Here is a 13,179-nt window from a genome sequence, read left to right on the forward strand (position 1 = left end):
CGGGAATAAGCATTAATTGTAAATCATATCTGATTATTCAATTTTATTTGCAACATTATTAATATAGTTCACCATAAAAGATACTTTTCTAATTCCTCTTTGAATCATAAACCCCAATATTAATCCAATAATATTCAATATAACATCATTGATATCAGATGTATGATTGGGGTATTTTGTCAAATAATCAATAGTAAATTGAGCGATTTCTATAAATACTGAAACACACAAACCCAACAATAACGTATAATTAAATTTGTTCATATTTCTATATATTATCGGTACAAAAAATCCAAGCGGTATAAAAAGTATAATATTCCCAACCACATTTTTTATAACTATATTAATTGGTTGTGATCTCATAAAAATTATTATATCTTTCATAGGAACAATATTTACATTTGGAGTATAATTAGGCATAGGTGGATAAAATGTGATCGGGAAAAACACTATACTTATTAGTTCAATTGCATATATAATAAACCCCGTCATAAATGTGACTATAACAATATTTTTTGTCGACTTAAATTGTTTTATAATAAGAGGAATGAAGAAAATAAACAAAATAGCTTTTAATCCTATCGGAAAATTTATCCCCAAAATAATCCATCTCCCGAATATAACTTAAATTATTTAGGCTCGATATTGTTTCATAATCTCCAGATGAAGACACAACAATAAAAATCTATTCTTAAATGCTTTTTAATTATCTCCTAAAACTAAATTACATAAATATGGCAGAACGTTCTCTCTTCTATAGCATTCGAAGAGAAAGTTTAGTTCATTTTTTCTTTTAGGTAAACGTCTATTAAACTCTTCAATAAATTCTTCTTTACTTAACTATAGATGAGAAAAATTAATAACAAATATTACCATCAAATAGATACACTCTGCCTATGCTAATTTTAGTTGTTCTAAAATTTCATCAATAGGTACATAGTTTTTAGCTTGTTCATATAGCCATTGAACATGCTGCTTTTGTACTTCTTTACGAACCATTTTTATTCCCTGCCCAAATTTGTAATATTCGTCGCCCGAAGTCGTACAATAAAGGTATGTCAATGATATAAGCCATAATAATCTATCTATTGATTTTGTTGAGATTTAGTCCAAGATTATTCTTTGTCTGTCTAAAAAATATTTATATAGGCCATCTCTGACTATAGTATTTTAGAATAGTCTCAGTATCTAATTCAGTATCAGTACAGATAAATGCATGTAGAGCCTTCTGATTTTTAAAAGCTTTCTCAATCCAGCACATTAGAACTACAGCATTATCTATCCCATTTAAAGCTCCTTCATAGCGATATACCCAGTACCTAGAACCATTCACTGTAACGAGGTGAACTTCGTTCTTTTCGATATATTGGGCAAAGTCTTTTATCTGAATTCTAATGCCTTGTGGATAGATAATTCTATTAGTTTTTAGTGCTCCTATGAGATGGTATCCTCTTTCAAAATGTGCTTCTATTACTTTCTTGTTTATGTACCATGAATCACATAGTCCATATGCTGGTCCTTTAGGTATTGGAAGCATAGATACCATTTCACATATTCTTTCGATTTTGCTTTTGCCACCTTTTTCATAGCGTTCGATGTAGTAAGGCAATACTACTTTGCCGCATGATAGCATCATGGTAAGAAGCTGATGTCCCCAAACTTGCTTTCCTTTTAAATGTGATTGATGAAATCCTGTTGCCTGGATAGAATGTTTAGCCTGTGACGAAGGCCTAGTTTTTTCAGCAATAGTATCATCAAAAATCACAAATATCGGCTTTTTGTAAGTTTGTGATAATTCAAGTATAATACGAATAACTTCCCGCCTTATAGCTCTCCATGCATACTCTATATTCCAAACACCTTGACTTAAGAATTTGCCAAAGGTAGTTCTATGGCAATTAGCAAAGCTTAAATTAACTATATCAGTAACAGTACCACTATAACCTTTTTGAGTGGCAGCAATTATAAATTCTACAATATGGCGAATAACAGGTTTAGTAAAATATAATGCAAAATTTAATTTCATTAAGTACTGGATTATTGATGAATTTTCTGTTATTCTTTTATTATGAGACATTTGCTCCACTCCTATGTTTAATATTGTTATAGTGTGACAACAACATATTAATACCATAGAAGTGAGCATTTGTCTCTATTTTTTATTAATTTTTTCATGTAAGTTTATTATGGTAATTTATGTAAGCTAATTTTCTCATCTATAGTACTTAAATTATTTTCAATGCTTTTATTAAATGCCCACTTTAACAATCCCTCAAGTTCTTGTATTTCATAAGCTGTATATTTATTGAGAAGAGCATATGTATTTTAGACCAAGCCCTATTCCTTTTGCAATGCTATAAGGTACACCTAATCCATTCAGAAGACCCATTACTTGATCTTCAATCGCTTGAAGTGCCAAATCTCCCCATGTAGAAAACTCATCCAATTTATTTGCAATCTTGATAGAATATTTTCTTAGATATTTTGCAGCTTCTTTATTAATATAAGTTTCCATCCATCCAGCTATTTTATCTATCGCACTTGACCTTAACATTCCAGCAATTCTTTTTACAGATAGTTTTAAAGCTTTACCTTTTAAACCTTGTGGTTTAATATTGCCACTTTCTTCTACACTTGTGTCCTTTTGTTGTGCATATTCTGCAGTCATTGATCCATTCTCAACTTTTTGTTTGTCAATTGGATCATTTTCAATAGTTGTATATGCGCGGTTGTCATTAATTGATTTCTTTAAATTTGTATCATTGAACGTTGGATTAGCAGCATAAACTGAACTCAAAGTTGAAATTGAAAGAAGTGTTACAACTAAAAACAATGAAACGAATTTTTTCAAAGTTAAAAACCGTTTTATCATATATTAACATCTCCCTCCCTTCCTTTTAACATAAACTGTTATATGCTACCAGTAATTCTCTTAGCTTCATAATATATCCACTTCATAAATATGTCAACTGACCAAAAGTACTAATTTTTTAGTACGAAAGTACTAAAACGGTACTTGTTGCATGAAAAAAGTTGTAATGACCTTATTATTATAATAAAATAGATGTGTAATAAACAATTTTTTTGCGAAAAAGCTTGTAAAATAATAGTCCATATCCTCATGTTAAAAACACTGTATTAATATGAAAAAAGACAAAAAAGAATATTATATATGAATACACAAAAACACACAAATATAAAAAGATTATTGAGGGAGATGTTTTTATTATGAAAATTAGATCTTTTTTAGTATTTGTTTTGATATTATCAATTATTATTGTTTTTGCAGGATGTAATTCGAGCCAAAAAATTACAACAACTAATCCTTTAAAAATTACTCAAAATGATAAAAAAATTATATTAAATTATCTGGACACAAAAACAAATGACATTGCTTATCCAAATAAAGGAAAAATGTATAGTGCATTCGAGCTTCTAGGGACATACAAAGACAAAATTTACATCTGGTTAGTTAAAGAAGAATATATAAAGGCAGGAACTAATCTTGAAAGGGGGCAAGGTGTATCATTACCTGTAGTTCTAAAAATTAAAAAAAGCAGTAAAGGCATTTCAATTATCAGCCATGACTTTCCTAAAGATGGAGTAAACTATAATAAAGATGTAAAAAAATTATTTCCGGCTAATATTAGATTCCCAAATAATGAAGAAATCAAAAATCTTGTAAAAGTTATTGAAACTCGGGCAGAAGAAGATTTGAATAATAGTCTTACAAAATAACCTAATATAAGAATATTTTCTTATATTAGGTTATTTCTGGTGTATATAATATTTAGGTATGTTTCTAAAGACCTATAACTTAGCTCTATGCTTTTAATTTTAATAAGAAATAAATTCTATCTCGCTATAATTTGCGATTGCACTAAGTAATGGATAATTACGTCTATTATTTGAGTGTCCTGAAAGTAAAAAATCTTTATTTGTTGTATCATACCCAGAAATAATCATTGCATGTGATGGATAAGTAATCCAATTTGCTATTCCTGAGTAAAATATAACAGAATCCCCACGATATATTGGTAAGTTATAAATTGTTTCATGCCGAGTTACATAATCATCATGTGAGTAATAACTTACATTAGCTTTAGGAGTCCAAAATTCTGCAAACTGTCCAACACTGATCCAAGGGCTTGGATCAGATACGGACCAACTATAATTCAATTGATCTGCATTAATTGGACTCGGGTACGTAGAATTCTTCTTATAACAGTACCAATTTCCCTGCATTAGCATACCACCACCCACATGCATAGCTTGTGACACAAAATTTGTGCAGTCAGAATAACTGCCGTTTGGATTATTAAATGCTGGATAATCAGTGCTATATGTGTTGTAATGATTGTAAGCCCAATCAGCCGCTGCTCCTCCTGAATATGATCCAGCATACGATGAAGCAGTGATTGCCGAATTGGCATTTACAGACTCTTTATTTTGTTTGAGTAAATCTTCTTCTTTTTTTGTATTAGTTGATTTTATTGGTTGAATAAGTTTATTCAAAAATGAGATTGATACATTGTCCTTTGAATCCCTTGCGTATCTTTCTAAATATGCTACTAATATTTTTTTCTCATTTAGATCATTAACGGAAGGATATATTTTTTGTATAGCATGCATTACATTTATTTTGTCATTTTTTATTAATGATGTTGTTTCCTCAATTAATTTTGTATCCTGACAATATTTTTTTATGATATTAGCTACTTTTATATCTTCATTATAGTACTCGGTTAAAGTAGCTATAGATGTCTTTTCTTCTAATTGCGGATCAACCAATGTTTCCGAGGTTGCATTTTCCTGTAGCGACACATTTTCCGTTTTTTCTTTAAAGTACTGCTGTACATATGGATTTTGAGGTATATTTTCCAATGAACTTGCCGCTATGCTTATTCTTGCAGAAACAAATAAAATTGCAACTATTAAAATACTTCCTAAAATGTATCCGATTTTTTTCATACTAACCCACATTCCTTCCTTTTCACTCATGCACAAATAGTAATGTTAGTGTGCTACTAAGTGATATTTTCTGATACATTGTCATTATTAAAATTTTCAGAAATTTCATATGATGCTTTTTTTGTACGCGTAACGAGAACTTACCGGTAATTCTCTTAACTTCATAATATATCCAATTCATAAATATGTCAATTGACCAAAAGTACTAATTTTTTTAATACGAAAGTACTAAGATGGTACTTGTCGCATGAAAAAAGTTGTAACAACCTCTTTTTCATAATAAAATAGTTGTGTAATTATGAATTATGTTTAGGAAAGGGTCATTATGAGCGATCTTTTATGGGTACTTGAATCAACAAAAAGTGATAAATTCCCATACAGGCTTAGTATCAAAAAAGGCGATACAACACTTTTATCATTGTTTGTGCAGAACAAATGGCCTGGTGCAGGAAGCCAGATATTTTGCCTTAAAGATGCAAGCAATAGTTCATCTAATGATTATGAAATCGTAGAGAAAGTTCCCATTATTTCTATTGATCGATATGGAAAGCGTCTATCTGTAGTTTTAGACCGCGGTGTAAATAAAAGGTGTGAATTTCTCTTTCTTAAAAAGAAATACAAAAATAAAGAAGGAGAATACGAACAGATATTTTGGAGAACACAGCAAGGCTTGAAGGAGCACAAGCCTCGTGTCAAGTTGACTGCAAAAGGAAGCAACAACCTTCACATATTGATTGATGCAAATGAAAAATACCCCTGGAAATTTACCAATTGCATTGTTGAGAGAGTACAGTTGCCAGCAGGTGATTACGCATTATTTTACAATAATGAAATAGAAGCCGTCGTAGAAAGAAAAAGCTTTGAAAACTTTAGAGCCGACATCGCTAATTTGCCAATTTTACATCAGAAGCTGGGTGAATTAGAAAAATATAGGCATTCAGCACTTGTCATTGAAGCCAACTACTCTGATTACTTAAATCCAGACAAATTAGGCGTCTATACGCCATCGTATATGTCAAAGGTGATAGCTGAGGTTTTTGCATTTCATCCAAAATTTCAAATTATCTTTGCTGGCAATAGAAAATTGGCAAATGAATGGACATTACGGTTTTTCCAAGCCATTGTATCACACGAAAGCGAATCTATACATGATGTAGTCGCAGAAGAAATATCAAATTATCAAACGAAGAATGACTTTACAGGCGGAATTTACTACGACATTAGAAAAGAAATTCTTGAAAACATCGATGGAGATTTTACAATAAACGATTTAAGAAATAGATTTGTTAATGCAAAAGACTCTACAATTAGAAAGGTACTAAATGACCTTAAAAAAGAAAGTTTGATAATTAGTCATGGCAGAGGTAAAGGCAGCACTTGGACAAAAGTACAATAAAAAGCTATCAAAGGATTACATCATTTATAATTGGTATAGATTTGTTTGTAATATCTCCTTTATTACTATTCATTTCTACAGAATTTAATATAACTCCTACAGTTGTTGGATGGATAGTTGCTCTGTATTTTATTTTAACTTTGTTAGGAATATTTCTCTAAGAACTGTGCAGGTGTAAGAATTTCCGGTTTTTCTACATCAATATTTAAAAAATCTTTATCACCTGTAATTAGTATATCTACATCTTCAATAATTGCTGTATATAAGATTGGATAATCTTTTTCATCTCGAATTTTAAATAAATCATTTTTCATTTCTTGCGGCGTATAAACCATCTCGTAAGGAAATTTGCTTAAAAATTTGTCTATAGCTCCCTCCTTACCTTTAAACTTTCTTTTAACCACATCTACAGTTTCATCTATGACAAATGATGATAAAATTAACTTATGCCTTTTAGCTATCATAATCATTAAGTCATTTATACTACTTTTAGGAAATAGAAAAGCAGAATGAGGATATTAGTATCAACTATGATTCACATGACGTTCTTCCCACATTTCATTTCTAACTTCTTTTACCAATTTGACTACATCCTGCTCATCTTTCAATCCAAGCCTTTCAGCTTCACCTTTAAAAGCATCTTGTACTTCCCGTAATGCAAAAATTGCCGAATTTTCAATGAAGATTTTCCCATTTTCCTCTAAAAAAATTACTTTATCACCATCTTTGATGTTTAGTTTTTTACGAATTTCTTTTGGTATTGTAATTTGACCTCGAACAGTCACCTTGGCTAATTCCATAATATTAATTACCTCCTTATTTTCATTGAAAATAAGATTTCTACACTTATATTATAAGTTAATTCTGATTAAGTATCAAGTCAATTATCTAATTTTCGGAGATCTCGTAATAAAATTCCAGTAAAAAATTTATTTTTACAAAAATCTATATTTTATACCTAGTTGAACATATGGTGATAACAAATTCTTTGGATGCCAAAAATAATTATACTTTCTCCTTACCTCATGAATTTTAATAATGAATTTCTGAAACAATACTATCTATTCCTCACTTATGGTACGTCTCACCCTTCATTATCTTAAATGCCCTGTAAATTTGTTCTACCAATATAAGCCGCATAAGCTGATGTGGAAATGTCATCTTTGAAAATGACAGTTTCAAGTCTGACATAGATTTTATATCGTCGTGTAAACCTAATGACCCTCCTATCACAAACGTTATATTAGAATTGCCCGCTGTCATAACATCTTCTATATAGCGGGCAAATTCCACCGAATCCATTTGTCTACCTTCTATGCAAAGGGAAATTATAAAGCTTCCCTTTCTCATCTTATCGATGATCTTAGAGCCTTCTTTCAACATAATTGCTTCTTTTTCCTTTTCGCTTAGGCCTTCAGGAGCTCTTTCATCGTTTACTTCAATTATGTTTATATTGCAGTATGGCTTCAATCTTTTGACGTATTCCCGTATTCCATCTTCTATAAATTTCTCTTTTACCTTTCCAACTGCAATTACGTCTATATTCAAAATTCTCCCTCCATTATACGACAAGGTACTTAGGAATGTCATCGCAAAAATCGCACTTATGAGGTGCCAACCAATCAGTAAATGATACATCGTCAAGCATGTATATATCTGGCGGTTGCTCATATACATCTACAAACTCTTCAATGGCATCCTCCAAATGTTTTTCACAAACAACATACATAACAATATTCTCCTCATTTTCCTAACGTTATTGTAGTCATCCCGATATTCCCCGTCAATGTCCTGTATTTCACACTTACTTTGTCACCTATATTTTTCGAATATATTACAGTTTTAAGCTGTACCATTGTATCAACAGGTTTTCCATCGACCTCTAAAAGTATATATCCTTTTTTGATACCAGCTTTTTCTGCCGGCCCTGCAGGATCTATGTCAGCAACGTATATCCCTTCCGCTATAACTATATCTGCATTTATATAGCTGGCTATCTCTCTGTCATATCCCACTATTCCTAAATAAGGTGCTTTAAATGTACCTGTTGCAATCACTTTTTTAATGATAGGCTTTACAATATTGATTGGTATGGCAAAGCCCAATCCTTCCGCTGTCGTAACCTTCGCCGTATTGATGCCTATTGCATTTCCTTGAGCATCCACTAAAGGGCCACCGCTATTGCCAGGATTTATCGACGCATCCGTCTGTATCAAATCCTCCATGATTTTTTGTTTGTTATTTTCCTCTATTGGCAAGCTTCTGTTTAAAGCGCTTATTATGCCAGATGTCACTGTCCTTTCAAAGCGAAGCCCTAAAGGATTGCCTATGGCTATCACCGTCTGACCAACTTGAACTTTATCTGAATCTCCCAAAGGTATGGTCGGAAGATTTTTGGCGTTTACCTTGACAACCGAAAGATCCAATGTAGAGTCAGACCACAAAACTTTACCAGGAAGCGTACTTCCATCGCTTAAATAGATGGTAAGTTTCTTCGACTCAGGACTTGCCACATGGTTATTCGTAATAATGTACCCGTTTTTGTCCACAATAAATCCAGATCCTACACCTTCTACCTGCTTTTCTAATATGTAATACTGCCTTTCATATTCAATAGACGATATTCCAACAACGGCCTGCGTGTCTTTTTTCGCCACAGCTTCTGCTATCGTAGAAGGCTCTGCTTTAGGTATTATAACTTCTTTTTTAAGTGGAGCAGTATTTGTGTATGGTAAAGGTATCACCTTCCCCCACAAGAATTTTGGTGCAATATATGTAAAAACAAGTGAAGTAATCACAGCTATTATTACAACTGTCGTGAGATACGACGGTCTTTTTACATTTCTATCATCGCCGCTTTGCATCATATCACCTCACAATTATCATGTGTATTATGAGGTGATTTATTCTATATTTATGTACAAAAATAAGTCCTAATGAGGACTTATTTTACCCTTTTTATGTCTGCGCCTAATTTTTGCAGTTTTTTCTCCATCGACTCATATCCTCTGTCAATATGGTAGATATTCTTAACCTCTGTAGTGCCGCTGGCCGCAAGTCCAGCTATCACCATAGCTGCGCCAGCCCTTAAGTCAGTAGCTGTAAGCGGCGCACCAGTAAGCTTTTGAGTTCCTTCTATGACAGCTATGCGACCTTCCACCTTTGCATTGACTCCCATCTTCTTAAGTTCATCTAAGTATTTAAACCTGCCTTCATACACATTTTCGGTTATAACGCTGACCCCATCCGCAAGAGCCAATAATACTGCCATCAGTTGTTGCATATCTGTAGGAAAACCTGGATATGGTTGTGTCTTAATGTCTACTCTTTTCAACCTGCCATCTGTGGTAACTCTCAGTTCTTCATCATACTCCTCGATTTTTACACCCATTTCAGACATCTTCGCGATTATGGACTCTAAGTGTTTCGGTATTATGCCTTTTACAATGACATCCCCATGTGTTGCCGCCGCAGCCACCATGTACGTCCCAGCTTCTATCTGATCAGGTATTACTGTATGCCTGCAGCCATGAAGCTTGTCTACTCCAATGATTTTTATGGTGTCTGTACCAGCGCCTTTTATATTGGCACCCATTGCATTTAGGAAGTTTGCTACATCCACGACATGAGGTTCCTTTGCACAATTTTCAAGTATTGTAGTGCCTTCAGCTTTACAGGCAGCCAACATCAAGTTTATAGTAGCACCTACGCTTACAACGTCAAAATATATATGATTCCCCACTAACTTATCTGCTTTTACCCTTATTATTCCATGTTCTATAGTCGTTTTTGCGCCTAACGCTTCAAATCCCTTTATGTGCTGGTCGATTGGTCTCACACCTATGTTGCATCCACCAGGCATGGCTATAGCAGCCTCTTTAAACCTGCTTAAAAGGGCACCTATAAGATAGTATGAAGCCCTCATCTGGCTTGCCAACTCATGCGGCGGGCAAAATGAATTGATACCTTCAGGATCTATCATAATCTCATGCTCTTTCTTGATGGTTTTTCCACCAAGATATTGAATCATTTTGCTAAGCAATTCTATGTCGTTTATCTCTGGCAAATTGTCAATACTACTGGGAGTATCTGCTAAAAGAGCAGCAGGAAGTATGGCAACAGCAGAATTTTTCGCCCCACTAATCTCAACTGTTCCTTTAAGAGGTATTCCTCCATTTATAACAAACTTATCCACTGTTTAATCTTCCCTTCACAGAATCTAAAAAACTTCACAATCATACATATATACTTTAATACAATTTCAACAATTTTACAAGCATTTTTACAAAAACATCTTACGCAAAAAGAGAGGTAATTTTTACCTCTCTTCAAAATTACCTGTATACGCATTTATGTAGTACACAGTGTTTTCCGTCGTTATCCTCCACGTAGGTATTGCTTCGCCAGTATCGGCATTTCTCCAACTAAAAAAGTAGACTGGCCTTATGTCTTTTACTACGATACTTTTACTGCCTTCATTTACATCTAAAAGCTTTAAAAGTGCGCTTATTGGAGGTATGATCTCTTTTTTGTCATTTTCTTCTCTCAAAGGTATAAGCCACGTCGATTCAAAGGAAAATGTATTGCCTGATATGATGCCTTTCATATAACTTACATCCACGTTAATACCATTGTATTTTTCGGTATACTCAACAGTGTATTTGTCTCCATCTATGTACTGCCTTAAAGTTGAATACTCCTCTTTAAGTTTCTTGTCATTTACAAAGGATATTATGTAGTGAAAAGCTTCATTGCTACTCATCTTGGCAAACTTTTCGTCTTTAACCTGAAAATATAAAAAGCCGTTTTTAACTTCTAATGAGCCATTGCTAAATGTGTAAAGTGAACCATCGCCATTTGATACGTACTTTAAGCCTTTTAAAAAATTTTCATCTATGTACGCTTTGCTGTAGCTTTTAAGCTTTACTAGAAGCATAGGCATAGGCTTGTAATCATCAGGTATTTTAGCATTCACGACAATATTGTTTTCTCTTAAAATCTCTTTCATCTTGCTCATATCAGAAAAAGATGGAACAGAATTATTAGTTTCCGCTATGCTTAAGTTTCCCATGTAAAGTATCAAATTTAGTACAGCAAATATAATAATCAAGATCGTTTTCGCTTTTGACCAGTCCATATTAAAACACCATCATCACATTATTTTCCCATCCAAAACGCTGAAAAAATACTCATTTGTCTGAGTTTTTACATGCCAAGCAGGTATAAGTTCATTGCCATCAAAAACATACACCATATCTACAAACTGTACGTCATCTACTTTATGGTCCTTCAAAAGTTTGCCTATATCGTAAAATCCGCCATTGTACTGGCCTGCGTAGTAAATATCCATATAGCTTACAATCGCAGATTTAATTGTCCCGTTTGATACAAATACATATATTGGATCTTTGATATCACCGTTTTTCATGGCATACACGGGGTAATCATAATCGTAATTGAAGGCAAAGCTGTAATCTCCACCACTGCCACTGACACCTGTCAAGTAAACATTTTTCTCATCTATTCCTAAAGCTTTTATGAATTCCACCGCTTTATCTAAAGACTCTACTCTACCGAAAGTTAGTTTCGACGATGCGGTGGTAGTGTCAAAATATTCTATTAATCCATTTTTGTAAAGCCTCAATCCTCTCACACCATCGGTGTATATGTATGAACCACTGTTCTCTTTTATCTCCCGCACTACAGATATATTGACAAACACATTTTTGGTAATAGTCCTATATACTGTGTCATTTTCAAAGCCTCTATTTACATATCTTTTTAACTGAAAACTTTTTACCGCAAATGTGTTTTCACCGTATACATCGCCTGAGGTAGTGATAGAATAATTTATAGAACTTTGAAATTGCTTGCTTATAAGGCTTAAAAAATAGCTGGGATTTTTAAGATCTATGGCATAGTAACTGCTGTAATCCGTAAAGATAATTTGAGGCTTTACACCTAATTTTATGACTATCTCTTTTATCAAAGTGTCTTGCCCTATTTTCAAGATAGGTGAATCACTTAATTTTAAGGCATTTTTAAACAAATCCTCTGTTATGCCTTTCCCAAAATAAATATGTACAAAATCACCTTTGTGGTTTAAATCATTCTTTGAAAGTTGTGAAAGTGTTGTATCTTTAATCTCTTTTAAAATTTTTACCGTATTCATCCACACTGAATTTATATCGTTTGACGACGTTATATCCATAAATGTGCCGCTTGACTCTACAATGATAGAAGAAGGCCTCAATATATCAGAAATATCTACACTTACTGGTATAGACTTGGTCATAAAAAAGCTTTTCTGAGGAAAAGATGTCCAAAGCGTGTAGCTAAAATAAAGGCTTGTAGAAACAAGCAATATGAGTACAGCAGTCTTAATATGCTCTTTCATAATCACACCGCTTTATTTAAAAAGCTTATTCCACAAGCCTTCCAACGTATCAACCGTAATCTGAATAATGCCATTGTTGCTTTGCAATACAATATGACCCTTTACCACCTGCACCTGTCCGTCCTTGACAGCCTTTAAAGTTACATAGTTGTCCCCTAAAGCCAATGTTATAAGCTTGGCAAAGAGGCCAGTATCACCTATAATCCACTTGTCATTCAAATTGTCGTTTAATATAAGCTCCACGTAAGTATCCGGCTGCCCATTGCCTGATATGACAAAGTATTTGTTGCTTGTGGTGACATCGCTTATATCTGATTTTACAGTTATCAGATCATCAGCAAACCCGTAAGTCATAAAAAATGTCATAAACATCATGGTGGCAATAACAAGGGCTAAAACCTTTTTCAAAAGTACC

The 13,179-nt window shown here is 33.2% G+C and carries 14 protein-coding genes and 1 pseudogene; 2 read left to right on the plus strand and 13 right to left on the minus strand.

Annotated features, from left to right (window positions below; genetic code table 11):
- Positions 1-33: 33 nt before the first annotated feature.
- The 3 genes and pseudogenes from JJQ93_RS09695 to JJQ93_RS09705 all read right to left on the minus strand — a co-directional run bounded on the left by JJQ93_RS09695 (position 34) and on the right by JJQ93_RS09705 (position 2,872).
- Positions 34-600 carry a VanZ family protein gene (locus JJQ93_RS09695; protein WP_274893638.1) on the minus strand — a complete coding sequence of 189 codons (567 nt, stop codon included), beginning with the start codon at positions 598-600 and terminating at the stop codon, positions 34-36.
- A gap of 294 nt (positions 601-894) precedes the next feature.
- Positions 895-2,077 (minus strand): annotated as a pseudogene (locus JJQ93_RS09700) (IS701 family transposase).
- A gap of 225 nt (positions 2,078-2,302) precedes the next feature.
- The gene (locus tag JJQ93_RS09705; protein ID WP_274893639.1) at positions 2,303-2,872 is read right to left on the minus strand and encodes a YqxI family protein; all 570 of its coding nucleotides are present in this window, start codon (positions 2,870-2,872) and stop codon (positions 2,303-2,305) included.
- 356 nt (positions 2,873-3,228) lie between these two features.
- Between JJQ93_RS09705 and JJQ93_RS09710 the strand changes: the two genes are divergently transcribed.
- Positions 3,229-3,738, plus strand: coding sequence for a hypothetical protein (locus JJQ93_RS09710; protein ID WP_274893640.1), 510 nt, complete (start codon positions 3,229-3,231; stop codon positions 3,736-3,738).
- Positions 3,739-3,837: 99 nt separating this feature from the next.
- Here the strand turns inward: JJQ93_RS09710 and JJQ93_RS09715 are convergent, their stop codons facing one another.
- Entirely contained in the window at positions 3,838-5,001 is a 1,164-nt protein-coding gene (locus JJQ93_RS09715) for an amidase domain-containing protein (RefSeq protein ID WP_274893641.1), read from the minus strand.
- Positions 5,002-5,296: 295 nt separating this feature from the next.
- Here JJQ93_RS09715 and JJQ93_RS09720 point away from each other — a divergent pair, with 295 nt between their 5' ends.
- A complete protein-coding gene (locus JJQ93_RS09720) occupies positions 5,297-6,367 on the plus strand; it encodes an ERCC4 domain-containing protein (protein ID WP_274893642.1) in 1,071 nt (356 codons plus the stop codon).
- Positions 6,368-6,510: 143 nt separating this feature from the next.
- Here JJQ93_RS09720 and JJQ93_RS09725 read toward each other — a convergent pair whose 3' ends face one another.
- The 9 genes from JJQ93_RS09725 to JJQ93_RS09765 form a co-directional block, all read right to left on the minus strand.
- Positions 6,511-6,837 carry a PIN domain-containing protein gene (locus tag JJQ93_RS09725; protein WP_274893643.1) on the minus strand — a complete coding sequence of 109 codons (327 nt, stop codon included), beginning with the start codon at positions 6,835-6,837 and terminating at the stop codon, positions 6,511-6,513.
- A gap of 54 nt (positions 6,838-6,891) precedes the next feature.
- Positions 6,892-7,167, minus strand: a complete 276-nt coding sequence (locus JJQ93_RS09730; RefSeq protein WP_274893644.1) for an AbrB/MazE/SpoVT family DNA-binding domain-containing protein — start codon at positions 7,165-7,167, stop codon at positions 6,892-6,894.
- A gap of 268 nt (positions 7,168-7,435) precedes the next feature.
- A complete protein-coding gene (gene rlmH, locus JJQ93_RS09735; protein ID WP_274893645.1) occupies positions 7,436-7,915 on the minus strand; it encodes a 23S rRNA (pseudouridine(1915)-N(3))-methyltransferase RlmH in 480 nt (159 codons plus the stop codon).
- Positions 7,916-7,928: 13 nt separating this feature from the next.
- Entirely contained in the window at positions 7,929-8,096 is a 168-nt protein-coding gene (locus JJQ93_RS09740; protein ID WP_013789054.1) for a CxxH/CxxC protein, read from the minus strand.
- A 13-nt stretch (positions 8,097-8,109) separates the two neighbouring features.
- Positions 8,110-9,231 (minus strand): S1C family serine protease, encoded by a 1,122-nt coding sequence (locus JJQ93_RS09745; protein ID WP_274893646.1) that lies wholly within the window; start codon positions 9,229-9,231, stop codon positions 8,110-8,112.
- 80 nt (positions 9,232-9,311) lie between these two features.
- Entirely contained in the window at positions 9,312-10,562 is a 1,251-nt protein-coding gene (gene murA, locus JJQ93_RS09750; protein WP_274893647.1) for a UDP-N-acetylglucosamine 1-carboxyvinyltransferase, read from the minus strand.
- Between the two features lie 123 nt (positions 10,563-10,685).
- On the minus strand, positions 10,686-11,504 hold the full coding sequence (locus JJQ93_RS09755; protein WP_274893649.1) for a two-component system regulatory protein YycI: 819 nt from the start codon (positions 11,502-11,504) through the stop codon (positions 10,686-10,688).
- A gap of 15 nt (positions 11,505-11,519) precedes the next feature.
- A complete protein-coding gene (yycH, locus tag JJQ93_RS09760) occupies positions 11,520-12,764 on the minus strand; it encodes a two-component system activity regulator YycH (protein ID WP_274893650.1) in 1,245 nt (414 codons plus the stop codon).
- Positions 12,765-12,776: 12 nt separating this feature from the next.
- The gene (locus JJQ93_RS09765; RefSeq protein ID WP_085113433.1) at positions 12,777-13,172 is read right to left on the minus strand and encodes a hypothetical protein; all 396 of its coding nucleotides are present in this window, start codon (positions 13,170-13,172) and stop codon (positions 12,777-12,779) included.
- Positions 13,173-13,179: the final 7 nt, after the last annotated feature.

It is taken from the genome of Thermoanaerobacterium sp. R66 (assembly GCF_028895185.1).
GTDB lineage: Bacteria > Bacillota > Thermoanaerobacteria > Thermoanaerobacterales > Thermoanaerobacteraceae > Thermoanaerobacterium.